17 protein-coding genes are annotated in these 25,814 nt (G+C 61.4%); 11 read left to right on the plus strand and 6 right to left on the minus strand.

The annotated features are described in order from the left end of the window. Nucleotides 1-273: 273 nt before the first annotated feature. Genes bcsG through bcsE form a run of 3 tightly spaced genes read right to left on the minus strand, consistent with a single transcriptional unit; the run spans nt 274 to nt 3,684 of the window. Complete coding sequence (gene bcsG / locus ACJ8J5_RS18000; RefSeq protein WP_060434825.1) at nt 274-1,929, minus strand: cellulose biosynthesis protein BcsG; 1,656 nt, start codon at nt 1,927-1,929, stop codon at nt 274-276. Continuing rightward, a complete protein-coding gene (gene bcsF / locus ACJ8J5_RS18005) occupies nt 1,926-2,129 on the minus strand; it encodes a cellulose biosynthesis protein BcsF (RefSeq protein WP_004934139.1) in 204 nt (67 codons plus the stop codon). The genes bcsG and bcsF overlap by 4 nt, the downstream gene beginning before the upstream one ends. Then, nucleotides 2,116-3,684 (minus strand): cellulose biosynthesis protein BcsE, encoded by a 1,569-nt coding sequence (gene bcsE / locus ACJ8J5_RS18010; protein WP_060434823.1) that lies wholly within the window; start codon nt 3,682-3,684, stop codon nt 2,116-2,118. The genes bcsF and bcsE overlap by 14 nt, the downstream gene beginning before the upstream one ends. A 189-nt stretch (nt 3,685-3,873) precedes the next feature. Here bcsE and bcsR point away from each other — a divergent pair, with 189 nt between their 5' ends. From bcsR to ACJ8J5_RS18055, 9 genes are all read left to right on the plus strand, one after another. Then, nucleotides 3,874-4,065: a cellulose biosynthesis protein BcsR gene (bcsR, locus tag ACJ8J5_RS18015; RefSeq protein WP_043142275.1), complete on the plus strand. Its 192-nt coding sequence runs from the start codon at nt 3,874-3,876 to the stop codon at nt 4,063-4,065. Between the two features lie 3 nt (nt 4,066-4,068). Beyond that, a complete protein-coding gene (gene bcsQ / locus ACJ8J5_RS18020; protein WP_025304844.1) occupies nt 4,069-4,809 on the plus strand; it encodes a cellulose biosynthesis protein BcsQ in 741 nt (246 codons plus the stop codon). Continuing rightward, complete coding sequence (gene bcsA, locus ACJ8J5_RS18025; RefSeq protein ID WP_060434820.1) at nt 4,806-7,409, plus strand: UDP-forming cellulose synthase catalytic subunit; 2,604 nt, start codon at nt 4,806-4,808, stop codon at nt 7,407-7,409. The genes bcsQ and bcsA overlap by 4 nt, the downstream gene beginning before the upstream one ends. A gap of 62 nt (nt 7,410-7,471) precedes the next feature. After that, nucleotides 7,472-9,778 carry a cellulose biosynthesis cyclic di-GMP-binding regulatory protein BcsB gene (gene bcsB, locus ACJ8J5_RS18030; protein WP_414104998.1) on the plus strand — a complete coding sequence of 769 codons (2,307 nt, stop codon included), beginning with the start codon at nt 7,472-7,474 and terminating at the stop codon, nt 9,776-9,778. Between the two features lie 5 nt (nt 9,779-9,783). Next, the gene (bcsZ, locus tag ACJ8J5_RS18035) at nt 9,784-10,896 is read left to right on the plus strand and encodes a cellulose synthase complex periplasmic endoglucanase BcsZ (protein ID WP_025304847.1); all 1,113 of its coding nucleotides are present in this window, start codon (nt 9,784-9,786) and stop codon (nt 10,894-10,896) included. Continuing rightward, nucleotides 10,878-14,351 carry a cellulose synthase complex outer membrane protein BcsC gene (gene bcsC / locus ACJ8J5_RS18040; protein WP_414104999.1) on the plus strand — a complete coding sequence of 1,158 codons (3,474 nt, stop codon included), beginning with the start codon at nt 10,878-10,880 and terminating at the stop codon, nt 14,349-14,351. Before bcsZ ends, bcsC begins: the two co-directional genes overlap by 19 nt. 228 nt (nt 14,352-14,579) lie before the next feature. Next, nucleotides 14,580-16,586: a biofilm formation regulator HmsP gene (gene hmsP, locus ACJ8J5_RS18045; protein WP_025304849.1), complete on the plus strand. Its 2,007-nt coding sequence runs from the start codon at nt 14,580-14,582 to the stop codon at nt 16,584-16,586. A gap of 273 nt (nt 16,587-16,859) precedes the next feature. After that, nucleotides 16,860-18,146, plus strand: a complete 1,287-nt coding sequence (locus tag ACJ8J5_RS18050) for a dicarboxylate/amino acid:cation symporter (RefSeq protein ID WP_016929514.1) — start codon at nt 16,860-16,862, stop codon at nt 18,144-18,146. A 261-nt stretch (nt 18,147-18,407) separates the two neighbouring features. Continuing rightward, nucleotides 18,408-19,910: a M16 family metallopeptidase gene (locus ACJ8J5_RS18055; protein ID WP_025304850.1), complete on the plus strand. Its 1,503-nt coding sequence runs from the start codon at nt 18,408-18,410 to the stop codon at nt 19,908-19,910. Nucleotides 19,911-19,936: 26 nt separating this feature from the next. Here the strand turns inward: ACJ8J5_RS18055 and ppiC are convergent, their stop codons facing one another. Beyond that, the gene (gene ppiC / locus ACJ8J5_RS18060; protein ID WP_004934175.1) at nt 19,937-20,218 is read right to left on the minus strand and encodes a peptidylprolyl isomerase PpiC; all 282 of its coding nucleotides are present in this window, start codon (nt 20,216-20,218) and stop codon (nt 19,937-19,939) included. 109 nt (nt 20,219-20,327) lie between these two features. Between ppiC and rep the strand changes: the two genes are divergently transcribed. After that, nucleotides 20,328-22,352 (plus strand): DNA helicase Rep, encoded by a 2,025-nt coding sequence (gene rep, locus ACJ8J5_RS18065; protein WP_043142264.1) that lies wholly within the window; start codon nt 20,328-20,330, stop codon nt 22,350-22,352. A gap of 32 nt (nt 22,353-22,384) precedes the next feature. Here the strand turns inward: rep and ppx are convergent, their stop codons facing one another. Next, the gene (gene ppx, locus ACJ8J5_RS18070) at nt 22,385-23,881 is read right to left on the minus strand and encodes an exopolyphosphatase (protein WP_173890254.1); all 1,497 of its coding nucleotides are present in this window, start codon (nt 23,879-23,881) and stop codon (nt 22,385-22,387) included. Nucleotides 23,882-23,886: 5 nt separating this feature from the next. Continuing rightward, nucleotides 23,887-25,173 carry an ATP-dependent RNA helicase RhlB gene (gene rhlB / locus ACJ8J5_RS18075; RefSeq protein WP_025304853.1) on the minus strand — a complete coding sequence of 429 codons (1,287 nt, stop codon included), beginning with the start codon at nt 25,171-25,173 and terminating at the stop codon, nt 23,887-23,889. 131 nt (nt 25,174-25,304) lie between these two features. Here rhlB and trxA point away from each other — a divergent pair, with 131 nt between their 5' ends. Next, nucleotides 25,305-25,631 (plus strand): thioredoxin TrxA, encoded by a 327-nt coding sequence (gene trxA, locus ACJ8J5_RS18080; protein WP_025304854.1) that lies wholly within the window; start codon nt 25,305-25,307, stop codon nt 25,629-25,631. Nucleotides 25,632-25,814 lie beyond the last annotated feature (183 nt).

Raw genomic sequence — 25,814 nt, forward strand, 5'->3', positions numbered from 1 at the left:
CTCACGCCGGCATAATGCCGGCGTTTTTTATTATTCAATCAAAGTGTTGATCAATAGGCAGTCGTCATAAGCCGCTATTTTAATGAATGTCCTCGCCAGGTTTAGTAAATGTTATTTTTTAAGAATCTTCGTATATTTATAATTGTCGAATAATAGAATTTAACGATTTGTTATTAATAACGTTTTTTTGCCCGATAAGCGCCGCCGTTTTTTATTATAAAAACTCTAAAAAAAAGCACGCCGGCGGCGTGCTTTAGGTTGATGAGATCGCGCTTATTGCGGATAAGGCACCCAGTCGCCGCCGTTCAGGCGAATGTAAGGCTTGCCCTGATATTGCATCACGATAGCGTTGTCGTTTTCGGAGATGACCGGGGTCTGCGGCAGCCCCTGCGTCAGTGTCTGCCAATCGACGCTGGATTCGCTGAAGACCTTGCCGTCCACCAGGCGCGACACCAGTTCAGACAGCGCCAGATAGCTGCTCGGCGTTTTGATCTGCAGCGGACTGCCCTGATGCGGTGCCTTCATGCCCACCAGTTTGATGCCGACCGGCGTATGGGTGATGTTCGGGCTGGGGATATCGCGCAGGCCGGACATCTGCATCTTGTCACCCACTAACGCCGCCCCGTGTTCCGGCACGATCACCACCACCACTTTGCGGCCGGATTTTTCCAGCTGATCGAGGAAGGTGTTCAGCTGATCGAACAGCTTCTGCGCGCGTGGCTGATAGTCGGCGCTCTTGTTGGCGCCGACGAAGCGGTTGCCGTCGTGCAGCGGGATGACGTTGAAGAAGGTAGCGGTGCGGCCGTCGCCGCCTTTTTGCTGCTGATCCAGCCAGCGGGTCAGCAATTCGAGATCGTTATAAATCGGCTCTCCGTCGAACGACGTCAGCTCGTTGCCGATGCCGGCCTGCGACATTAACGGCGCCTGCATGTCGCCCTGTTCACGCAGCTCTTTCAGGTAGTTGCCGAATACCCCGGAGTGATCGAGCATCAGCTGTTCCTTGAAGCCGAGTTTTGTCAGGTTGTCGAACAGGTAACACTGCTGGTTCACCGGCTGGTACAAATCATGATGCGAAAGCTGGCCGCAGCTGGCGCGCAGCAACCGTATCGAGGCCGGGCCGCTGTAGGCGGTGGCCGAATTGAAGCTGTCGAACATGATATCCATCTTCGACCACAGCGGATGATTCTGTAGGTTGACCGCGTCCATATCGGCCCAGGCCAGCGAACAGATGTTGATCACCAGCAGATCGAACGGCTGGGCGTCGGCGGGCAAGGTGGTCGGGAACGCGGTGGCGCGGCCTTTTTCCCGGTCGTAGAACTGGTTCAGGTAGGCCGTCAGGTTGGCGCTGGTCGGCGGCAGGCTGTCCGCCGGCGCAGCGTTCCCCGCCACCGGCGCGGCCGTGGCCGGCGTATTGGCGCTGCCGGCCGAGGCTGTGGAGGTCGCGGGCAGCAGTGAGACCGCCGGCCCGGCAATGTTGACGATATTGAGCCACACCAGCGCCGCCACGGTGAATACGGTGACGCGCACCCATTGCGCGACGAACAGGTAGGCGATAAACAGTACGAAGGCCGCGCCGATCATCTGCCAGTTGATAAAGCGGTTGACCAGTTCCAGCAGATACTGGGCGCTGAAGCCGGCCAGCTGCGACCCCTGGCTGAGAATGCTGTTGATGCCCGGCAGCCAGGTGTCGTGGTAGAACAAGGCGATGCCGATCGGGATGGCGAGGTAGTGGCGCCAGCGATGCAGGCGTTGCGAAGGGATCGGCATCAGCAGAAACGCCATGAACACCAGGTTCGGCAGCGCGTGGAAATTCAGGTAGCCGAACCACAGCAGGGCGAATTTAGCCAGAAAATAAAGGTTCCAGCCACCCAGCCCACGCCAGTAGCGCCACAGAGCGTTATCGGATTGCGTATTCGAGTTTCGATTCATGGCTGCTTCTTACGTTTAATCTGAGATGAGGAGCCAGTGCGCACCCACAAACCGGCGGATTTCAAATAGCGCGGCGATAACAACAGGTTTTGCCAGTATTGACGCAAATGCGGAAAACGCCGGTGAAAGGCGTAACCCAGCGGAATGAAGATCAGCGCGCACAGCAGGATCAGTTGCACGATATCGTTAAGGTTCAGCATGCGGTTCCTCCTGCGGGTCAAGCGACAGCGTGAAGGCGACCGGCTGCCGCCGTTCCACGGGTTCCTCGGCCACCGCCACGCTGGGGCGCGGCGCGGCGCCGGCGGTACCGGTAGCCGAAATCTGCCAGTGCCCCTGGGCCATGCGTTTGATTTCCGAAACGATATCGACGTCCTGGTGCCACACCACCCGGTTGCTGAAGGCTTCATCCACCGGCAGCCGGAAGATGAACTTCAGCGCGGTATCCAGATCGTTGATGCGGCAGGTGGACAGGAACAGCACCAGCCGCCCCTGCACCACGGTCATCACGTCGCCGAACCGCCGCAGGTGGCACAGGGTCATCGCCTGTTCCGCGCGCAGACCGATGGCCGGGCGCAGCGCCACCATCACGCCTTTGCCGTCCTCAGGCAGCAGCGTGTTACCCATCAGCGAAAGCACCGCCTGGCTGAACGCCTCCGGCCGCATATAGCCTTTGAGCTGCAGCGGGCGTAAACCGGCCAGTAACGCATCGATGTCGGCGGGCACATGGCGTGAGAAACGCTGCCCCTGGATGCCCTCGAGCATGGTGAGAAAACGCGACAGCGGCGCGACGTGCGGCACGATCAGATTGGCGCCGCAGGCCAGCAGCAGCCGTTCGTCGCTGTAGCGCAGGCTGGCGCTCATCTCGCGCACCGCGATTTTCAGGCCGCTGCCGCGGCTGCGTCGCAGGGTGTGGATCTGGTGCGCCAGGTGATCGATTTGGTCGCTTTGATACAACGCGAAAATCAACGTTGCCGAGAGTCTCAGCATGCCGTGCTGCGCCAGTTCGTCGTTGCTCTCCAACAGCTGCCAGTTGGCGGACAGCGGTGGCGCGCCCTCCAGAATGCTGCGTTCGGCCAGATACTGACCTTCGTCGCTGCGCAAGGCGGTGGGGGAGGGTTGACTATTTTCATCCTCGCCCTGCCAGCCGCCTTGCGCGGCGTACAACGTCAGCAGTTGATTGGCGTTGATGCCGTTTTCGGTGCTCCACCAGTTCACCAGATATTGCGCGCTGTCCTGCTGCCATTGCAGGCTGGATAGGCCGTTCAGGATACGATGCTGTGCGCTGAGCTGCCCTTTAAGCTTATTGATGCCGCCGCCGTGGCTGAGGATCAACAGCGTGCAGCCCTGCCGCCGCAGCCAGGCGGCGAGGGTACGTGTCCACTCGCGCAGCTCTTCGGTGGTGAAGGTTTGCCACAGGCTGGCGTGGGCCAGCAGGATAAGCAAGCGATTCTGCGGCCGCAGGGCGCGCATCAGATCGTCGCTCAGCTGCGTCAGCGCGGCTTTTTTCTCCGGTAATTGATACAGCGGCAGCTTTTGCAAAGCGGGCGAAGCCAGCTCGGCCAGCAGGCTTTCGGGTTTGTCGCCGCTGCAGATCAGGGCGACTTTGTGGGTGGCCGGCTGGGCGGCGATCACCTGGCGACACAGCAACGCGGCGTCGCTTTGCCTGTCGATATTGATCCAATAGAGCCCCGGAGCCTGCATCACCGAGAGCTCTTCCCAAATCTGCCGAATGCCTAGAGAAAAAGAGTGCGCCATAGGATGTGTTCTACTTTCGTTGAAAGCCGACTAAAGGCGTTTATATTTAAAGATAGCCATTTTTACTCTGGCAATAACAAATATCCGACGCTATTCGGCAATATTTGTTGAGAATCATCTTATTGACTGTCTCTTTTTGTATCGTTGCTATAGTTAATTAACATAGCCTATTTTCGCCAAGGCGGAAGAATGAATAACGCACCTACCCATTTTCGTGCAGCGGCGCCTGGGGAGAGCCAGGATGACCTGCAGGCGCTCAGCCAGGCTTTTTCATTGCCGAAATTAAGCTATGTCGATATTTCGCGGCAGGAGCGGCTAACGCACATGATGACGCGCTGGTCACTGTTGGCCGAATTGGCGCAGACTGTGGGGAGCCATTGATCTATGCCGGTGATCGCGCTGCAAGGGCTGCGGGGTGGGATGGGGACGACGTCGGTCACGGCGGCGCTCGCCTGGGCGTTGCAGCAGCTGGGTGAGTCGGTGTTGGCGATCGATTTCACGCCGGATAATCTGCTGCGCTTGCATTTCAACACGCCGTTCGAACTGGCACGCGGCTGGGCCCGCGCGGAGCAGGACGGCGGCGGTTGGCAGGAAGGCGCGCTGCGTTATTGTGAAAACCTCGATTTTCTGCCGTTTGGCCGCCTGAATGCGGCGGAACGGCTGGAAGTGCAGCGTCAGTGTCAGCAGCTGCCCGAACGCTGGCGCGACAACCTGCGCCAACTGAGCGCCGGCGATCCGCAGCGCTGGATCCTATTGGATGTTCCGATCGGGGACGGCGCTCTGGCGCAGCAAGCGCTGCAGCTAGCCGACAGCGTGTTCATGCTGTTGAACCCCGACGCCAACTGTCAGGTACGGCTCCATCAGCAGACGCTGCCGAACGACTGCCGGTTCCTGGTCAATCACTACTCCTCCGCCAGCCAGCTGCAGCAGGATTTGCATCAGCTGTGGCTGCAAACCCTGAGCGGTCTGTTGCCGGTGGTGATCCACCGCGATGAAGCGCTGGCGGAAGCGCTGGCGGTCAAACAGCCGCTGGGCGAGTACCGCCCCGAGAGTCTGGCGGCGGATGAAGTGCTGACGCTGGCCAACTGGTGCCTGATCAACCTCAAACGGGGTGTTGCGCCATGAGCCGGGTGCTGAGCCTGCTGCTGGTGCCGCCGGTGCGTCAGGCGGTGCAGGCGCGCTACCGCGGCTATCGCCGCAACGGCGCGTCGGCGCTGACCGCGTTTTTTGCCACGTTGCTGGTGGCGCTGGGGTGGATGCTGCTGCGCTTTGAATCACCGGCCTGGCAGCGTGTGCGTACCGGCCGCGCTTACTGGTTCCCGCATCTGTCCGCCGAACGCCCACGCCCGGCGGATGCGCTGCGCTATCTGCTGCAGGGCCTGTGGCTACTGCTGTTCCGCAGCGGCCGCGCGCCAGTGCAGCGTGACTATTTCGCTGGGTGGCGTCGGCTGCAGCAGCGCTACGCCGATTGGCTGCAGGGCCTGCCGCAGCGGCTGAAAAACGCCGGCGTGGAACAGCGTTCGGTAGAGCGCCTCGGCCGCATGAACCGCGGCATGCGACGCGCGCTGTTTATTCTGGTCGGCGTGCTGGCGGCGATCCTCGCCATGCTGTGCATCTCGCAACCGTTCGATCTGTCGGCGCAATTCGTGTTCGTCGTGCTGCTGTGGGGGATCGCGATGGTGGTGCGCCGGGTGCCGGGGCGCTTGCCTGCGCTGATGCTGATCGTGCTGTCGCTGACCGTCTCCTGCCGTTACCTGTGGTGGCGCTATACCGCCACGCTGAACTGGGACGATCCACTTAGCCTGGTGTGCGGCCTGTTGCTGTTGGTGGCGGAAACCTACGCCTGGGTGGTGCTGGTGCTGGGCTATTTCCAGACTATCTGGCCGCTTAATCGCCAGCCGGTGCCGTTGCCCGCTGACAGCGCGACCTGGCCAACCATCGATTTGATGGTGCCGACTTACAATGAGGACCTCGGGGTGGTGAAGCCGACCGTCTATGCGGCGCTGGGCATCGACTGGCCGAAGGAAAAGGTGAATATCTATATCCTTGATGACGGTAATCGCCCCGAATTCCGTGCGTTCGCCGCCGAAGTGGGGGTGAAATACATCGCCAGGCCGACCCACGAACATGCCAAGGCCGGCAACATCAACAACGCGTTGAAGCAGGCCACCGGCGAGTTCGTGGCGATTTTCGACTGCGACCACGTGCCGACGCGCTCTTTCCTGCAGCTGACCATGGGCTGGTTCTTCAAAGACAAAAAGCTGGCGATGCTGCAGACCCCGCACCACTTCTTCTCGCCGGATCCGTTCGAGCGCAACCTGGGGCGTTTCCGCCAGACGCCCAACGAGGGCACCTTGTTCTACGGGCTGGTGCAGGACGGCAACGACATGTGGGACGCCACCTTCTTCTGCGGCTCTTGTGCCATCTTGCGCCGCAGCGCGCTGGACGAGATCGGCGGCATCGCGGTGGAAACCGTCACCGAAGACGCCCACACCTCGCTGCGTTTGCACCGGCGCGGGCATACCTCGGCTTATATCCGCATTCCGCAGGCTGCCGGGCTGGCGACCGAAAGCCTGTCGGCGCACATCGGCCAGCGCATTCGCTGGGCGCGCGGCATGGTGCAGATCTTCCGGCTCGACAACCCGCTGCTGGGCAAGGGGCTGAAACTGGCGCAGCGCCTGTGCTACGCCAACGCCATGCTGCACTTCCTGTCGGGCATTCCGCGGCTGATCTTCCTCACCGCACCGCTGGCGTTTTTGCTGCTGCATGCCTACATCATCTTCGCGCCGGCGCTGGCGATCGCGCTTTATGTGCTGCCACACATGATCCACGCCAGCCTGACCAACTCGCGTATCCAGGGGAAATACCGCCATTCGTTCTGGAGCGAAATCTATGAAACGGTGCTGGCCTGGTATATCGCGCGGCCGACCACGGTGGCGCTGTTCAATCCGCACAAGGGCAAATTCAACGTCACTGCCAAGGGCGGGCTGGTGGAGGAGGAGCACGTAGACTGGGTGATCACCCGCCCTTATATGTTCCTGGTGATCCTTAACCTGGCCGGGCTGGCGTTCGGCGCCTGGCGGCTGGCCTATGGCCCGACGGACGAGGTGATGACGGTGATCATCAGCCTGGTGTGGGTGCTGTACAACATGACCATTCTCGGCGGCGCGGTGGCGGTGGCGGTAGAGGCCAAGCAGGTGCGTCAGGCGCACCGCGTGGAGATCGCCATGCCGGCGGCGATCGCGCGTGCCGACGGCCACCTCTACCCCTGCACGCTGCGCGATTACTCCGACGGCGGCGTGGGCATTGAGATGCGAGTGGAAAACGCGTTGAAAGACGGCGACAAAGCCTCGCTGCTGCTCAAGCGTGGCCAGCAGGAGTACAGCTTCCCCTGCGTGGTGACGCGCGCCTTCGGCAACAAGGTGGGGGTGCGTCTGGTCAGTCTCTCTACCCGTGAACACATCGATTTCATTCAGTGCACCTTCGCCCGCGCCGATACCTGGGCGCTGTGGCAGGACGGGTTCCCTGAAGACCGGCCGATCGAAAGCCTGCGCGACGTGCTGGCGCTGGGCTTCCGGGGCTATGTGCGCATGGCGGACTACGCGCCGCCGCTGGTGCGCGGTTTGCTGGTCGGGGTCACGTCGCTGACCGCCTGGGTCGTGTCGTTTATTCCGCGCGGCGTCGGCAGGGATCCGACCTTGGGTCAACAAGAAACAGTGGGTTAGCTGCGAGTTCAACCGCCCGCTCACTCGCCCGGTGAACAGGCTCCAACATTGATGATGATACGATGACGAGAAAAATAACCTGGTTAACTGCTCTGGCCTTAGGCATCAGCACCCTGTCGCAGGCCGAAACCGCCACCGCGCCGACCGTGGCGGCCCAGCCGCCGATCGCCGCGGCGGCCGATACGGCGACCGCGCCACCGCCGGCCGCCGCGCCGCAGGATCCGAATGCGCCGGTGCGCGACGTGTCGCTGCCGTTTGCGCAGATAGCGCCGCCGCCGGGCACCTTTGTTCTGCGCGGCACCCGGCCCGACGGGCAGATCGAATTCGGCGTGCGCAGCGATGAGGTGGTCTCGCAGGCGATGCTCGATATGGAGTTCACGCCGTCGCCGGCGCTGATCCCGGTGGAGTCGCACGTCAAGGTCTACCTGAACGACGAGCTAATGGGGGTGACCACGATCGCCAAGGAGCAGCTGGGTAAGCCCAATCGCATCCAGATGGCGATCGATCCGCGCTATATCACCGATTTTAACCGCGTAAGGCTGGTGTTCGTCGGCCATTATCAGAACATCTGCGAAAACCCGGCCAGCACCTCGCTGTGGCTCGATGTCAGCAAATCCAGCGCGCTGAAGCTGCGTTTCCAGACGCTGCCGGTGAAAAATGAGCTGTCGCACTTCCCTGAGCCGTTCTTCGACAGCCGCGATAATCGGCCGCTGACGCTGCCGATGGTGTTCGCCGGCCAGCCGGATCTGGCCCAGCAGCGCGCGGCGGGCATTCTGGCCTCCTGGTTCGGCAGCAAGGCGCAGTGGCGCGGGCAATCTTTCCCGACGCTGTACAACGCGCTGCCGGCGCAGCACGCGGTGGTGTTCGCCACCAACCAGCAGCGTCCGGATTTCCTGCGCGATTATCCGGCGGTCAACGGCCCGACGGTGGAGATGATCAGCCACCCCGACAATCCGTACGTCAAACTGCTGCTGATTCAGGGGCGTGACGACAACGATTTGATCACCGCGGTGAAGGGCATCGCGCAGGGCAACATCCTGTTCCGTGGCCAGAACGTGACGGTGGACAAGGTGGAGCAGCTCGCGCCGCGCCAGCCTTACGACGCGCCGAACTGGGTGCGCACCGATCGGCCGATGACCTTCGCTGAGCTGCAGCAATACGCCGAACAGCTGCAAACCAGCGGCATCGAGCCCGGCCCGATCTCGCTGACCATGAACCTGCCGCCGGATCTGTTCCTGATCCGCAGCACCGGCATCGACATGCACCTGAAATACCGTTATACCGCGCCGCGCATTCAGGACGGTTCGCGGCTGAGCGTCAGCCTGAACAACCAGTTCGTGCAGGCTTACTCGCTGGTGCCGGAACACGAACAGGGCGCACAGCTGCTGCGCCTGCCGTTGACGCAGGGGCTGCTCGACTCCGACAAGAACGTCAATATCCCGGCGCTGCGGCTGGGGGCTACCAACCAGCTGCGCTTTGACTTCGATTACACCACGCTGCTGGCCAGCGGCGCGGAAGGGCGCTGCGAAACCTACTCCTTCACGCAAAACCACGCGGTGATCGACGGTGCGTCCACCATCGATTTCTCCGGCTACCGCCACTTTATGGCGATGCCGGACCTGCGCGCTTTCGCCAACGCCGGTTTCCCGTTCAGCCGCCTGGCGGATCTGTCGCAAACGCTGGTGTTGGTGAACCAGAAACCGCAGCCGGCGCAGGTCAGCGCGCTGCTGAACTCGCTGGGCGTGATCGGCGCGCAAACCGGTTATCCGGCGCTGGCCTTCACGCTGAGCGACGACTGGTCGCAGGCCAAGGATCGCGACGACGACATCCTGATGGTCGGCACCATTCCTCAGGCGCTGCGCGACGACAAGAAAATCAGTCTGCTGGTGGACGCGACCCAAAGCTGGGTGAAACAGCCGACGCGGCAGCCGCCGCTGCCGAGTGCGGAAGTGCTGGCAGAGGACACCAAGCCGGACAGCAAGACCACCGTCAGCTCCGAGGGCGCAATGTCGGCGATCATCGGCGTACAGTCGCCGTTCAACGACCAACGCAGCATCGTGGCGCTGTTGGCGGACAGCCCGCGCGGCTATGAGCTGCTCAACAATGCCCTGCTGGACAGCGGCAAGCGCGCCGCGGTGTTTGGTTCGGTGGCGGTGATCCGCGAATCGGGGGTCAACAGCCTGCGCGTCGGCGATATTTACTATGTCGGCCACCTGCCGTGGTGGGAGCGGCTGTGGTATGCCCTCTCCACCCATCCGGTACTGCTGGCGGTGATCGCGGTGGTGCTGGTGGTGATCCTGGGGCTGATACTGTGGCGCGGCCTGAAGGCCTTCAGCCGGCGTCGTCTGGCGCCTGAAGATCGGGATTGACGGCGGTGAGCGCGATGCTGCAACGCCTGTCGCTCGGCATGCTGCTGCTGTGCGCGTTCAGCGCGGCGGCGGCCTGCGAGTGGCCGGGCTGGCAACAGTACAAGCAGTTCTACATCAGCCCGCAGGGGCGGGTGATCGATCCGAGCAGTCCGAACAAGATCACCACCTCCGAGGGACAGAGTTACGGCCTGTTCTTCGCTCTGGTGGCCAACGACCGGCCGACCTTCGATCGGCTGTTGGCCTGGACGGAGAACAACCTGGCGGCGGGCGATCTCAGCGCCCGTTTGCCCGCCTGGCTGTGGGGCGAGAGCGACGACAAGCAGTGGAAGGTGCTGGACGCCAACTCGGCGTCAGATGCCGATCTGTGGATCGCTTATAACCTGCTCGAAGCCGGCCGCCTGTGGAAAAGCCGGCGTTATCAAACCCTGGGAACGCTGCTGCTGCAACGCATCGGCCGCGAGGAAGTGGCCGACATCCCCGGCCTGGGCCTGATGTTGCTGCCGGGCAAAGTCGGGTTTGTGGCGGAAGATCGCTGGCGGCTGAACCCCAGCTACCTGCCGCCGCAGCTGCTGGCGCGTTTTGCGGCGCTGAACGGCCCGTGGCGCGCGATGCGCCAGGTCAATCAGCGGCTGTGGCTGGACAGCGCGCCGCACGGCTTCTCACCGGACTGGGTGGTGTGGCGAGTCGGCACCGGCTGGCAGCCGGATACCGTCAAGCCGAACGTCGGCAGCTACGACGCGATTCGGGTCTATCTGTGGGCCGGCATGCTGGCGGACGACGATGAGCATAAGGCGGCGCTGCTCGCACGCTTCCAGCCGATGGCGCAGCTCACCGCCAAACAGGGTGTGCCGCCGGAGAAAACCGATACCGCCAGCGGCAAAACCACCGGTGACGGCCCGGTCGGCTTTTCCGCCTCAATGCTGCCGATGTTGGCGACGCAGGCCGAGGCGCTGGCGACACAGCGGCAACGCATCAGCGAACATCCGCCGGGTGACGACGCTTATTTCAGCGCCTCGCTGACGCTGTTCGGTCAGGGGTGGGATCAACAACGTTATCGCTTTAATCGTCAGGGTGAATTGCAACCCTCGTGGGACGGCCAATGCACAACTTCAAAATAAACTGGCTGAATTTGATTCCGCTGAGCCTGGCGATGCTGCCGCAGGCGCGCGCCGCGGAGGCCGTGGCCCCGGAGCAGTGGCTGCTGGAGCAGGTGCGCATTGGCGAGGCCGGCAACAAGGACGATCTGGTGCGCCAGTCGCTGTACCGGCTCGAGCTGATGGATCCGAATAACCCGGACGTGATCGCCGCGCGTATGCGTTTGGCGCTGCGGCAGGGCAACATGGCGCTGGCGCAACAGCAGTTGGACAAGCTGAAAACTCTCGCGCCGCAGTCCAGCGCCTATCGCCAGGCGCAAATGAACATGCTGCTGACCCAGCCGGAAACCCGGCAAAAGCTGCAGCAGGCCCGCCTGATGGCGACCGCTGGCCGGCTGCCGGAGGCCAAGGCGCAGTACGATGCGCTGTTCCACGGCGAGCCGCCGACGCTCGATCTGGCGGTGGAGTATTGGCGGCTGGTGGCGCGTTTGCCGGGGCAGGAGGCGAAGGCGTTAAAGCAGTTGCAGGCGCTGGACCAGCAATATTCCGGCAACGTGGCGCTGCGCATGTCGCTGGCACGCATGCTGTTCAGTCAGAATCAGGACGCGCAGGCCTATGAACTGCTGCAGAAGATCGCCGCCGATCCGGCCGGGCGCGGCGATGCCGCCGATCTGTGGCTGGACAAGGTCAAAGCGATGCCGGTCAGCGCGCAAAGCGTGGCGGCGCTCAACCGTTTCCTCGGCGTGTTCGACACCGGCGATCAGGCGACCCGCGCCCGTGAAGAGCTGGCCAGACAGCAGAAACTGTTGGCCGATCCGGCTTATCAGGCGCGGGTGCGCGGCCTGGCACAGGTGGATAAAGGCGGCAGCCGGGCGGCCATTCCTGAGTTGCAAAAGGCGTTGGCGGCGACGCCGAACGACGCCGAGGTGCTGGGCGCGCTCGGCCAGGCCTATTCACGCGCCGGTGACCGCCCGCAGGCGCTGAAGCTGTTTCGCCAGGCGCTGGCGGCCGACAAGAATGGCTACGGCAGCGGCAAATGGCAGAGCCTGATCAAGAGCACCGGCTACTGGCTGGCGATCGACGAGGGCGACAAAGCGCTCAAGGCCGGCAATCTCGCGCTGGCACGGCAGAAATATCAGCAGGCGCGCCAGCTCGACGACAGCGACGGCGATGCGTTTATCGGCCTGGGCGATGTGGCGGTGGCGAGCAAGGATGACGCCGCGGCGGAAGGGTTTTATCAGCAGGCGCTGCGACGCGATCCCGGCAACGGCAGCGCGCTGCGCGGCCTGGTGAATATCTATCAACGGCAGTCGCCGGAAAACGCGCTGGCCTACCTCAGCGGCCTGCCGCGCAGCCAACAGGCCAAGCTGCGCAGCACCTTCGACGGGCTGCGGCTCGACATGTTGAAACAGCAGGCGGAGACGCTGGCGCAGCAGCAACAGTGGCAACAGGCGGTGGAAATTTATCGCCGCGCCCAGGCGATGGATCCCGACGATGTCTGGCTGACCTATCGCTACGCGCAGGCGCTGCGTCAGGCCGGGCAGCCGCAGCAGGCGGACGCTCTGTTCCGGCAGCTGGCGCAGCGCCAGCACGCCAATCCGCAGCTGACCTACGCCTATGCGCTCTATCTTTCCGGCAGCGATCGCGACAGGCAGGCGCTGGCGCAGCTCAATACGCTGCCGGCGGCGCAGTGGAACGACAATATGCGCGAACTGGCGCAGCGGCTGAAAATGCAGGCGATAATCGAACAGGCCGAACGGCTGCGGGCGGCCGGTGACGAACCGGCGGCGGAAGCCTATTTGCGCCGGCAGCCGGCGGACACCCGCATCGATTTGCTGCTCGCCGACTGGGCGCTGGCGCGCGGGGAGTATGCGGCGGCGCTGGACGACTATCAGCGGGTGAAACGCCGTGAACCGAACAATCCGGATGCGCAGCTGGGCGAGATCGAAGCCTATGTGGCGCAGGGAGATCTTGACGCGGCGCGCCAGCGGCTGAAAACCGAACCGCAGCCGCAAGACGCTTCGCTCAACAGCCAACGGCGGGTTGCCAACGCCTGGAGTGTGGTCGGCGATGCGCAGCAGGCCGACGCGCTCTTCGGCCGGCTGAAAACGGCGGCGGCTTCAGAACCCGTCGGGCAGACCAAGGCGCTGATCTACCGTGACGCCGCCCGTCTGGAGCGGGCTCAGCAACAGCCTGAGCGGGCGCAGCAGGATTTCCGGCAGGCGATGGTGGCCGGCGGCATCACGCCGACGCTGCCGCAGGATAATGACAGCTACACCTATTTGACGCGCAATAACGCGGGCGACGACTGGCTGAAACGCGGCATTCGCTCCGACGCCGCGGATCTGTATCGACAGCAAGACGTGAACGTCACGCTCGATCACGATTACTGGCGCTCGAGCGGCACCGGCGGCATTTCCGATTTCAACGCGCACGACACCATGCTGCAGGTGGACATGTCGCTGTATGACGGGCGCGCCTTCTTGCGCACTGACACCGTGCAGCTGGATGCCGGCCGCTTCTCGACCGACGGCAGCGGCAAATACTACGAAACCTTCGGCACCTGCAACACGCAAGGGTGCCGCGGCGATGAACACCAGAAAACCACCGGCACCAGCGTGGCGGCCGGCTGGAAAAACGATCGCTGGGCCGCCGATATCGGCACGACGCCGATGGGCTTTGAGGTGGTCGACTGGACCGGCGGCCTGGCCTACAGCGGCGACTGGAACCACATCGGTTGGACGCTGGCGGCCTCGCGGCGGCCGATCTCCAGCTCGCTGCTGGCGTTCGGCGGTGCCAAAGATCCGAACACCGGTACCACCTGGGGCGGCGTGCGCGCCACCGGCGTCAGCCTGAGCGCCAGCTACGATCGCGGCGAGGCGAACGGCGTGTGGGCCGATCTCAGCGCGCACCAGATTACCGGCAAGAATGTGGCGGACAACCAGCGGCAGCGGTTGATGGCCGGTTACTACTACAAGCTGATCAACGAAGACAATCGCCGCCTGAGCGTCGGGCTCAATACCATGCTGTGGCATTACCAGAAGGATTTGAGTGGTTATTCGCTGGGGCAGGGCGGCTATTACAGCCCGCAGCAATATCTGTCTCTGTCGCTGCCGGTCAACTACCGTCAGCGCACCGAGAACTGGTCGTGGGAGCTGGGCGGTTCGGTTTCGCTGTCCCATTCCAAAACCGACAGCCAGCGCCGTTATCCACTGCAGGGGCTGATCCCGGATTCGTTGCCCGATAAGTTCGCCGTCGAGGACGGCAGCTCCTCAAGCGGCGTCGGTTATACCCTGCGGGCAATCGTCGAACGCCGTCTCAGTTCGCACTGGACGCTCGGCGCCGGCATCGACATTCAACAGGCGAAGGACTATACGCCGAGCCACGCGTTGATTTATCTGCGCTATTCCCTGGCCGGCTGGCAGGGGGATCTCGATTTGCCGCCGCAGCCGCTGACGCCTTACGCCGACTTTAAGTAGTCGGAAGGGGAAAGATTCGGAGTGTCGGACGCCGGGGAGTTTTGTTACCCTGTGTCCGGGTCGTGTTTGTTCGCTTTAGGAAAAGACTGAAACCCGCGATTTTCTTGGTTTTGCCTGCGGCATAGCCAGATAAAAACAGCCGATGATCGAGTATACTCAGCCCGGTTCGAGGGGGCGGGTGAGAGTCAGCCCCCTTTTTGTTTTAGCCCGATTTCACGGAGAGCAGGTTTGCGGGTCAGGCGTTCGTTAACGATTAAGCAGATGGCGACAGTGTCCGGCGTGGCGCTGGTCACGATCTGCATCTTTATCGTGATCCAGTTATTCCACTTTGTGCAGCAGCGCAGGGATGACTACGCCCAGCAACTGGAGAATATCGCTCACTCCGTGCGCCAGCCGCTGGCGGAAGCGGTGCTGCGGATGGACGTGCCGGAAGCCAAAAGGGTGCTGAACACCCTGTTGCCGGTCGGCATTCTCAGCCGGGCGGATATCGTCTTGCCGAACGAGTTTCAGGCGCTGCACGCCAATTTCCCGCCGGAGCGGCCGGTGCCGACGCTGATCGCCCGGCTGTTTGAACTGCCTATCCAAATTTCCGTGCCGCTCTATTCGCTGGAACGGGTGCCGGCCAACCAGCAGCCGCTGGCCTATCTGGTGCTGCAGGCCGATTCGTTCCGCATGTACCAGTTTATCCTCAGCATTTTGTCGACCATGCTGTCGACCTACCTGCTGCTGGCGCTGATCCTGTCGGTGGCCATCACCTGGTGCATGAACCGGTTGATGGTGCACCCGCTGCGCGCGATGGCCAAAGAGCTGGAGAACATCTCGCAGGACGAAGCGCCCTATCACCAACTGATGCTGCCGGCGCTGCACCAGGACGACGAGCTCGGCCTGCTGGTGCGCAACTACAACCGCAATCAACAGACGTTGGCCAAGGCGCATGCCGACATGAGCCGCCTGAGCACCCGCCACCCGGTGACCGAATTGCCAAATCCGGCGTTGCTGAACGCGTTGCTGGAACAGCATATCGCCTCCAGCCTGCGCCCCGAGCGTTTTAACCTGTTGGTGATCGGCATCGAGACGCTGCATGAAGCGTCTGGCGTGATGAGCCCGGCGATGCGTGAAGCGTTGCTGCTGGCGTTGGCGAAGAAGCTGCGCGGCTGCATCGACGAAAACGGCGTGCTGGCACAGCTGAGCAATACCGAATTCGCCATTCTGGCCAAGGGCATCGAGCGGCCGTTCCACGCCATGCAGCTGGCGCGGCGTATCATGGCGGAGATCAACGCGCCGTTGACGCTGGAAGGTTTGGCGCTGCGGCCCAACGCCAGTATCGGCATCGCGCACTACCTCAATCAGGGGGAGAGTGCGGAACAGCTGCTGCGCAGCGCCACCTCGGCGATGATGTCCGCGCACCGCGAAGGAAAAAATCAGATCCTGTTCTTCGAGCCCAGCCTGACGGAACGCACGCAGAAGCGGTTGACCCAGGAGAGCGAGATCTTGCACGGCATCGAGCAGCGGCATTTCACGCTGTTCCTGCAGCCGCAGATCGACATGCAGTCCAACGAGGTGATCGGCGCCGAAGCGCTGCTGCGTTGGCAGCAGTATGACGGCAGCTATACCCTGCCGGCCGACGTTATCCCGCTGGCGGAAGAGCTGGGTGTGATCGTGCCTCTCGGCAACTGGGTGTTGGAAGAGTCCTGCCGCATCCTGGCGGACTGGCAGCAACGCGGCATTGCGCTGCCGCTGGCGGTCAACGTTTCCGGGATTCAGATGCAACATGAGGCGTTTGTTCCGCATCTGAAAAACCTGCTGGCGCAGTATCGGATCGATCCGCGCAAGCTGCTGCTGGAGATCACCGAGACGGTACGCATCGACGATCTCGACCACGCGCTGGCGCTGCTGCGTGAGCTGCACGATCTGGGATTGTCTATCGCGCTAGATGACTTCGGCATGGGCTACTCCAGCCTGGAGTACCTGAACCGGTTGAAATCCCTGCCGATAGATTTGATCAAAATCGACCGCAGCTTCATTCAGGGGCTGCCGGCCGACGATGCGATGGCGCGTATCGTCAGTTCGATCTCCGAAGTGCTGGCGTTACCGGTGATGGCCGAAGGCGTGGAAAACGCCGGGCAGCGCGACTGGCTGCTGCAGCACGGCATTCGCAGCGGGCAAGGATTCCTGTTCGCCCGGCCGCTGCCGCGCGAAGCGTTCGAAGCCGAGTTTTGCCGCGCGGCGCCGTGAGCGCCGCGTGACCTTTCAGGTACTTTTCCCCGTCCGAAAATCGCCATTCTTCATATACCTCTTTTGCGTTAGTGCAAACAAAGGCTTACGCAATTTTCAGCTTTGCACCTCGACTGACGCGTTTCAGCTCTTAAATTCACATCAACCCGCAGGGGCGGGTGCAACAAATTATTTCCATGTTGTTAAGTGGGTGTTATTTTCCGCGCAAGCAATGAACAGGCTGGATTTTTAGACTGCTGCCTGGTGCGTGTCTTCCCCCCATAGGATGTTCATATGAAAACAACGATCTTTAAGAGCCTCTATTTTCAGGTACTGACGGCGATCACGCTGGGTATCCTGCTTGGCCATTTCTACCCTGACCTCGGCGCCGAGATGAAACCTCTGGGCGATGGCTTCGTCAAACTGATCAAGATGATCATCGCACCGGTGATCTTCTGCACCGTGGTGACCGGCATCGCCGGCATGGAAAGCATGAAGGCGGTGGGGCGCACCGGCGCCATCGCGCTGCTGTATTTTGAAATCGTCAGCACCATCGCGCTGATTATCGGTCTGGTGATCGTCAACCTGGTGCAACCGGGCGCCGGCATGAACGTCGATCCCGGCACGCTGGACGCCAAGGCGGTGGCGGTCTACGCCGAGCAGGCACAGCAGCAGGGCATCATTCCGTTCCTGCTGGACATCATCCCCGGCAGCGTGATCGGCGCGTTCGCCAGCGGCAACATTCTTCAGGTGCTGCTGTTCGCGGTACTGTTCGGCTTCGCCCTGCATCGTCTGGGCGACAAAGGGCAGCTGATCTACAACGTGATCGACAGCTTCTCGCGGGTGATTTTCGGCATCATCAACATGATCATGCGCCTGGCGCCGCTGGGGGCCTTCGGCGCTATGGCGTTTACCATCGGTAAATACGGTGTCGGCACCCTGGTGCAACTCGGCCAACTGATCGTGTGCTTCTATATCACCTGCATCCTGTTCGTGGTGGTGGTGTTGGGCAGCATCGCCCGCGCCAACGGCTTCAGCATCTTCAAATTCGTCAACTACATCAAAGAAGAGCTGCTGATCGTGCTGGGGACCTCGTCGTCCGAATCCGCGCTGCCGCGCATGCTGGATAAAATGGAGAAGCTGGGCTGCAAGAAATCAGTGGTGGGTCTGGTTATTCCGACCGGGTACTCCTTCAACCTGGACGGCACCTCTATCTACCTGACCATGGCCGCGGTGTTTATCGCGCAGGCGACCAATACCCACATGGACATCATGCATCAGATTACCCTGCTGGTGGTGCTGCTGCTCTCCTCCAAAGGGGCGGCGGGTGTCACCGGCAGCGGCTTTATCGTGTTGGCCGCCACCATCTCCGCCGTCGGCCACCTGCCGCTGGCCGGCCTGGCGCTGATCCTCGGCATCGACCGCTTCATGTCGGAAGCCCGTGCGTTGACCAACTTGGTGGGCAACGGGGTGGCGACCGTGGTGGTGGCAAAATGGTGTAACCAGCTGGATGAAAAACAGCTGAAAGACACGCTGAACAACAAAAACACCGGCGCGGACAAAACGCTGCCTTCCGCCTGATATCGGCGGTAAATCACCGGCCGCATCCGCGGCCGGTGAGGTTCTTCCCCCTGCCTCGTAACGATTTTTTGCATTAAAAACCCCGCAATCCATTATTTTTCACTCTAATGAGTGACATCCGCAAAGGCGCGCGGTCTAACACGGTGGTACACTTTCTGCTTTCCGCCCCACCGTGAAACTCAGGGCGTATTTTTATGATTCCATTGAATGGAATACACGCATTTGCATAAGAAATTGGATAGTCATTAAGTAGGGGTTCACATGCAGGGCACCAGAATTCATCTTATAGTTGGTGGGTTGCTATTGGCTGCAGCCAGTAGCAGCGTGCAGGCTGAAGCACTACAACCCGACCCTGCCTGGCAGCAGGGGGCGTTGGCCAACGGGTTTTCATGGCAGATTCTCGATACGCCGCAGCGGCCGAGTGACCGCGTTGAACTGCGGTTGATCGTCAATACCGGCTCTTTGGTGGAGTCTTCGCAGCAGACCGGCTTTGCTCATCTGCTGCCGCGGCTGGCGTTGGCGCGTAGCGAAAGCTTCACGGCCCCGCAGCTGCGCGCCCTGTGGCAGCAGAGCGTGGACAACGAGCGGCCGCTGCCGCCGGCTATCATCTCGTATGATTTCACCATGTATAACCTCAGCCTGCCGAACAACCGGCCCGACCTGCTGAAAGAAGCGCTGGCCTGGCTGGCGGATACCACCGGCAAATTGGCGATCGACGAGCATACGGTGCATGCGGTGATGAATTCCAGCATCAATCCGGTCGGCACTTTCCCGCCTAATACCCAAGACGTCTGGTGGCGTTACCGCCTGAAAGGCTCGACGCTGCTGGCGCACGATCCGGCGCAGCCGGCAAAACGGCCGGTCAACCTCGAGCAGCTGAAGAAATTCTACCAACAGTGGTATACCCCGGATGCCATGACGCTGTTCGTGGTCGGCAAGGTTGACAGCCGCAGCCTGGGCGAGCAGATCAACAAGGCGTTCTCGCCGCTGCAAGGCAAACGTGAAACCCCGGCCCCGATGCCGACGCTGACACCCCTGCCGCAGCAGCCGGTGAGTCTGATCAGCGAGCAGGTGAAACAGGATACGCTGTCGATCATGTGGGATTCGCCGTGGCACCCGATTCGCGATTCGCAGAGCCTGCTTCGTTACTGGCGTGGCGATCTCGCCCGCGAGGCGCTGTTCTGGCATCTCCAGCAGACGCTGGAAAAAAGCGAACAGAAGAGCCTGCATCTGGGCTTTGACTGCCGCGTGCAGTATCAACGAGGGCAGTGCGCCATTCATCTGGATACGCCGAACAACAATCTGAACGGCAGCCTGGGCTTTATTGCCCGCGAGCTGGCCAACGTGCGTGACAACGGCCTGTCGAAAGAAGAATTCGATGCGCTGCTGGCGCAGAAAAACGATCAGCTGAGCAAGCTGTTCGCGACCTACGCCCGTACCGACACCGATGTGCTGATGAGCCAGCGTCTGCGCTCGCAACAGAGCGGGGTGGTGGATATCGCGCCGGAGCTGTATCAGAAACTGCGCCAGGAGTTCCTGTCCAGCCTGACGCTGGAGACGCTGAATCAGGCGCTGAAGCTGCAGCTTTCTCAGGAGGCGACGCTAGTGCTGATGCAGCCGAAGGGCGAGCCGGAAATGAGCATGAAGCAGCTGCAGGAAACCTATGACGGCATCATGATGCCGGCGCCGGCGGTGGTGACGGAAGAAGCCAAGCCGGCCGACGCCGCGGTGGCAGCGCCGGCGACGGACGCCAGCGCGCAGTAATTCGCCGCAGGGGGGCTCAGGCCCCCTCAGTTGCGGTACAGCACCTTGATGATGTGGTAACCGAACTGGGTTTTGACCGGGCCGTAAGGTTTGAGCAGCGGGATGCTGAACACCGCTTTATCGAACGCCGGCACCATCGCGCCTTTGTTGAACTCGCCCAGCGAGCCGCCGTTGCGTTTTGACGGGCAGCTCGAGTATTTGCGCGCCAGCGTGTCGAAGCTGACGCCGCGCTTCAGCTTGGCCAGCAGCTCGTTGGCCAGCTTTTCATTGTCTACCAGAATGTGCAGGGCGCACGCCGTTTTTGCCATGGTATTGCCTTTGTCGATGCGAAAATTGCGCTGATTATACCCGCTAAATCTCGTCGGCGCTTTCTGCTACAATTCCCTTCCACGTTTTACAGCCGAGCAAGCCAGCACCATGCGATTAAACCCCAGCCAACAACAAGCCGTCGAATTCGTTACCGGGCCCTGCCTGGTGTTGGCCGGTGCCGGTTCCGGCAAGACGCGCGTTATCACCAACAAGATAGCCCACCTGATCCACCACTGCGGCTACCAGGCGCGGCACATCGCCGCCGTGACCTTTACCAACAAGGCCGCGCGCGAGATGAAAGAGCGCGTGTCGCAAACCCTGGGGCGCAAAGAGGCGCGCGGGCTGATGATTTCCACCTTCCATACCCTGGGGCTGGAGATCATCAAGCGGGAATACGTGGCGTTGGGGATGAAATCCAACTTCTCGCTGTTCGACGACCAGGATCAGCTGGCGCTGTTGAAAGAGCTGACCGAAAAGTGGCTGGAAAGCGATAAAACGCTGGTGGCGCAGCTGATTTCGACCATCTCCAACTGGAAAAACGACCTGATCGATCCCCAGCGGGCGGCGGAGCTGGCGCGCTCGGAGCGCGACAAGCTGTTCGCCCACTGCTACGGCCTGTACCACGCCCATATGCGGGCGTGCAACGTGCTGGACTTCGACGACCTGATCCTGTTGCCTACGCTGCTGTTGCAACGCAACGAAGAGGTGCGCGAACGCTGGCAGCAGCGCATCCGCTACCTGCTGGTGGATGAATACCAGGATACCAACACCAGCCAGTACGAGCTGGTGAAGCTGTTAGTGGGCAACCGCGCGCGCTTTACCGTGGTGGGTGACGATGACCAGTCGATCTACTCCTGGCGCGGCGCGCGGCCGCAGAACCTGGTGCTGCTGAAGGAGGATTTCCCGGCGCTGCAGGTGATCAAACTGGAGCAAAACTACCGTTCCAGCGAGCGCATTCTGAAGGCGGCCAATATCCTGATCGCCAATAACCCGCACGTGTTTGAAAAACGGCTGTTTTCCGAGCTGGGGTATGGTGAAGAGCTGAAAGTGGTGACTGCCAACAACGAGGAGCACGAAGCCGAGCGGGTGGTGGGGGAGCTGATCGCCCACCACTTCGTGAAAAAGACCAACTACGGCGACTATGCGATCCTGTACCGCGGCAACCACCAGTCGCGGGTGTTTGAAAAGATGCTGATGCAGAACCGCATTCCGTACAAGATTTCCGGCGGCACCTCGTTCTTCTCGCGCCCCGAGATCAAGGATCTGCTGGCCTACCTGCGCGTGCTGACCAACCCGGAGGACGACAGCGCCTTCCTGCGCATCGTCAATACCCCCAAGCGCGAGATCGGCCCGGCGACGCTGCAGAAGCTCGGCGAATGGGCCAACCAGCGCAACAAGAGTTTATTCCACGCCAGTTTCGATCTGGGGCTGAGCCAGCACTTGACCGGGCGCGGGCTGGAATCGTTGCAGCGCTTCACCCATTGGCTGGGCGGCATCGCTCAACAGGCGGAACGTGAGCCGGTGGCGGCGGTGCGCGATCTGATCCGCGGCGTGGATTATGAAAGCTGGCTGTTTGAAACCTCGACCAGCCCGAAGGCCGCCGAAATGCGGATGAAGAACGTCAACACGCTGTTCGGTTGGATGACGGAGATGCTGGAAGGCAACGATTTGGACGAGCCGATGACGCTGACCCAGGTGGTGACGCGCTTCACCCTGCGCGACATGATGGAGCGCGGCGAAAGCGAAGAAGAACTGGATCAGGTACAGCTGATGACGCTGCACGCCTCCAAGGGACTGGAGTTCCCTTACGTGTTCCTGGTGGGCATGGAAGAGGGCCTGCTGCCGCACCAGAGCAGCATTGACGAAGACAATGTCGACGAAGAGCGGCGTCTGGCCTATGTGGGGATCACCCGCGCGCAAAAAGAGCTGATCTTCACCCTGTGCCGCGAGCGCCGTCAGTACGGTGAGCTGGTGCGGCCGGAGCCGAGCCGCTTCCTGCTGGAGTTGCCGCAGGACGATTTGGCGTGGGAAACCGAGCGCAAAGTGGTGAGCCCGCAGGAGCGAATGCAGAAAGGGCAGAGCCATCTGGCCAATATCCGCGCCCAGCTGGCCAAGGCCAAAGGCGGGAATTAAAAAGACAGGGCGCTCATCGCGCCCTGGTCATTTCAACGTTGTTCTTCCAACCGCAGCGTCCAGTGGACGTAGCTCTGCCAGTGGCTTTCCTGCTCCAGCGCCTCGGCACGCAGCGGATGCTGTTCCAGCCACCCCGGCGGCAAAATCACCGTCAGTTCATCGTCCTGATTGGCGCGTAAACGCACCGCCGGCAGCGTGTCGTCGCGGCGGCGGCTGGCGAAGATGATCGCCAGGCGCAAAATGCGGCACAGACGCTGCGCGGTGCGCGGCGGCAGGGCGTTTTGCTGGTTCAACAGCGACAGGTCGAGAGGGTTGCTCTGGTTTTGCAGCAGGGTGGCCAGCAGTTTTTTCTGCGCCGGGGTAAAGCCGGGTAAGTCCAGATGGCGGATCAGGTAGGCGGCGTGTTGCGGCGCCTGCTTGAAATCGACGCTGAGGCCGAGTTCGTGAATCAGGCTGGCGCTGTGCAATAGCTCGCGACATCGTGCGTCCAACTGCCATTCGTTGGCGACCTGCTGCGAGAAATTGGCGGCGAGCTGGCTCACGCGTTCGGCCTGCTCGGTATCGATCAGGTAACGGCGCTGCAGGTTGCGGATGGTGCGGATGCGAATATCCTGCTCCACCGGCAGATGCAGCATGCCGTAAACCAGGCCTTCACGCAGCGCTCCGCCGGCCAGCATCATGCTCTCGATGCCGAGCTCCTGGAAAATGGCCAGCAGAATGGACAGGCCGCTCGGGAAGACCAGCGCGCGCTCCAGCGTCAACCCTTCGATCTCCAGCTCTTCCAGCTTGCCGCACTGAATGGCACGCTGTTTCAACTGGCGCAGCTTGGGCAGGGTGATGCGTTCATCCATGCCTTGCGCCACCATGATCTCCTGCAGCGCTTGCACGGTGCCGGAAGCGCCGACGCAGATCTGCCAACCTTGCTGGCGCAGCTGCGGTGCGATCGGCCGCACCATTTCGCGCGCGGCCTGTTCGGCGCGCTCGAAGTTTTCTTGCCCGAGGTTGCGGTCGCTGAAGTAGCGCTCCAGCCAGGTAACGCAGCCCATCGACAGGCTATACAGCTGCGATGCCTGTGCGCCGGTGCCGGTGACCAGTTCGGTGCTGCCGCCGCCGATGTCGACGACCAGCCGCCGATCCGGCCCGCCGGTGGTGTGCGCGACGCCGTGATAAATCAGCCGTGCCTCTTCTTCGCCGCTGATCACCTGCACCGGGCAGCCGAGGATTTGCTCGGCGACCTGCAGGAACTCATCGGCGTTGGACGCCAGGCGCAGCGTGGCGGTGGCGACGACGCGGATCTGCTCGCGCGGAATGTCCTGCAGGCGTTCAGAGAACAGCCGCAGACACTGCCAGCCGCGCTGCATGGCCTCATGCGACAGGTGATTGTGCTGATCCAGCCCGGCCGCCAGGCGCACCTTGCGCTTGATCCGCGCCAGAGTCTGAATGCTGCCGGCCACCTCGCGCACCACCAACATGTGGAAGCTGTTGGAGCCGAGGTCGATGGCAGCATAAAGCGTGCTGGAGCTGAGCATGGCGATCAGCTCGGGCGTTTACGGTTGCTGCGCGGCGCGCCGCCGCGACGAGGCGCGGAGTTGCGACGTGGGCCGTTGCCGCCGCGCGGACGCGACAGGCGCTTCGGCGCCGGCAGATCGGTCAGCAGCGCATCGCTGTTGTACTTGCTCACCGGAATGCTGTGGTCGATATAGGTCTCGATCGCCGGCAGGTTGAGCGCGTACTCTTCACACGCCAGGCTGATGGAGTGGCCGCTGGCGCCTGCTCGGCCGGTACGGCCGATGCGGTGCACGTAGTCTTCGCAGTCGTCAGGCAGATCGTAGTTGAAGACGTGCGTGACGGCGGGAATGTGCAGACCGCGCGCGGCGACGTCGGTGGCGACCAGGATATCCAGGTTGCCCTTGGTGAAATCGTCGAGGATGCGCAGGCGTTTTTTCTGCGCCACGTCACCGGTCAGCAGGCCGACGCGGTGACCGTCGGCGGCCAGATGGCCCCAGATGTCTTCGCAGCGGTGCTTGGTGTTGGCGAAGATGATGGCGCGATCCGGCCACTCTTCTTCGATCAGCGTCTGCAGCAGACGCATTTTTTCTTCGTTGGACGGGTAGAACAGCTCTTCTTTAATGCGGTGGCCGGTTTTCTGTTCCGGTTCCACTTCAACATATTCGGCGTTGTTCATCTGCTCGAAGGCCAATTCGCGTACGCGATAGGACAGGGTAGCGGAGAACAGCATGTTCAGGCGTTGATCGGCCGTAGGCATACGGCGGAACAGCCAACGGATGTCTTTGATAAAGCCAAGATCGTACATGCGATCGGCTTCATCCAGCACGACAACCTGCATCGCGCCGAGATCGACATAGTTCTGCTTGGTGTAATCGATTAAACGGCCGGTGGTGCCAATCAGAATGTCCACGCCGCTTTCCAGCACTTTCAGCTGTTTGTCGTAGCCGTCGCCGCCGTAGGCCAGGCCCAGTTTGAGGCCGGTGCTCTGGGAGAGCGCTTCAGCATCGGAGTGGATTTGCACCGCCAGTTCACGCGTAGGCGCCATGATCAAGGCGCGCGGCTGATTGGTCTGGCGATCCTGTTTCGCCGGGTGAGTCAGCAAATAGTGAAAAGTAGACGCCAAAAACGCCAGCGTCTTTCCGGTACCGGTTTGCGCCTGACCTGCAACGTCACGCCCGGAGAGCGTGAGCGGCAATGCTAACGCCTGGATAGGCGTGCAATTGTGAAACCCTTTTTTCTCAAGGGCTTCAAGGACTAACGGGTGCAGGGCGAAGTCGGAAAACTTCTGTTCGGTCAAGTGTGTTTTGCTCATAGTGTGGTAGAATATCAGCTAACTATTGCTTTACGAAAGCACATCCGTTGAAATAAACGCGGTGCAATAAAATCACCTTGAGTTGGTTAATGCTACACCAACAAGGTAGACATAATCCTGTGGAGTAGAACATGAGCGATAAAATTATTCACCTGACTGACAGCAGCTTCGAAGCCGATGTGCTGAATGCGGAAGGGCCGATCCTGGTCGATTTCTGGGCTGAATGGTGTGGGCCGTGCAAGATGATTGCTCCGATTCTGGATGAGATTGCCGAAGAGTTCGAAGGCAAACTGACCATCACCAAGCTGAATATCGATCAAAACCCGGCTACCGCGCCTAAGTACGGTATCCGTGGCATCCCTACGCTGTTGCTGTTCAAGAACGGTGAAGTGGCCGCGACCAAGGTTGGCGCGTTGTCTAAAGGTCAGCTCAAAGATTTCCTGAACGCGAATCTGTAATCGGGCGGGAAGCCCAGTATCAGGTGCCTGGCGGTGATGTTCAATTCACCGCTAGACGCCTGCCAAGAAGCGTGTTAAGTTTAACCACACTGCATATAGAACTTGCCCGAAGTTTTAAATCTAAAGAGTTTGAATCTAAAGCTATACTCTGTGTCGAACCACTGGCGTTGAAAGTAAACTGAA

The sequence above is a fragment of the Serratia sp. CY43202 genome (genome assembly GCF_052168755.1).
Taxonomy (GTDB): Bacteria; Pseudomonadota; Gammaproteobacteria; order Enterobacterales; family Enterobacteriaceae; genus Serratia; species Serratia bockelmannii.

Coding starts and splice junctions, on each gene's coding strand:
- bcsG (WP_060434825.1), bottom strand. CDS start 1,929: ATGAATCGAAACTCGAATACGCAATCCGATAACGCTCTGTGGCGCTAC.
- bcsF (WP_004934139.1), bottom strand. CDS start 2,129: ATGCTGAACCTTAACGATATCGTGCAACTGATCCTGCTGTGCGCGCTG.
- bcsE (WP_060434823.1), bottom strand. CDS start 3,684: ATGGCGCACTCTTTTTCTCTAGGCATTCGGCAGATTTGGGAAGAGCTC.
- bcsR (WP_043142275.1), top strand. CDS start 3,874: ATGAATAACGCACCTACCCATTTTCGTGCAGCGGCGCCTGGGGAGAGC.
- bcsQ (WP_025304844.1), top strand. CDS start 4,069: ATGCCGGTGATCGCGCTGCAAGGGCTGCGGGGTGGGATGGGGACGACG.
- bcsA (WP_060434820.1), top strand. CDS start 4,806: ATGAGCCGGGTGCTGAGCCTGCTGCTGGTGCCGCCGGTGCGTCAGGCG.
- bcsB (WP_414104998.1), top strand. CDS start 7,472: ATGACGAGAAAAATAACCTGGTTAACTGCTCTGGCCTTAGGCATCAGC.
- bcsC (WP_414104999.1), top strand. CDS start 10,878: ATGCACAACTTCAAAATAAACTGGCTGAATTTGATTCCGCTGAGCCTG.
- ACJ8J5_RS18050 (WP_016929514.1), top strand. CDS start 16,860: ATGAAAACAACGATCTTTAAGAGCCTCTATTTTCAGGTACTGACGGCG.
- ACJ8J5_RS18055 (WP_025304850.1), top strand. CDS start 18,408: ATGCAGGGCACCAGAATTCATCTTATAGTTGGTGGGTTGCTATTGGCT.
- ppiC (WP_004934175.1), bottom strand. CDS start 20,218: ATGGCAAAAACGGCGTGCGCCCTGCACATTCTGGTAGACAATGAAAAG.
- rep (WP_043142264.1), top strand. CDS start 20,328: ATGCGATTAAACCCCAGCCAACAACAAGCCGTCGAATTCGTTACCGGG.
- ppx (WP_173890254.1), bottom strand. CDS start 23,881: ATGCTCAGCTCCAGCACGCTTTATGCTGCCATCGACCTCGGCTCCAAC.
- rhlB (WP_025304853.1), bottom strand. CDS start 25,173: ATGAGCAAAACACACTTGACCGAACAGAAGTTTTCCGACTTCGCCCTG.
- trxA (WP_025304854.1), top strand. CDS start 25,305: ATGAGCGATAAAATTATTCACCTGACTGACAGCAGCTTCGAAGCCGAT.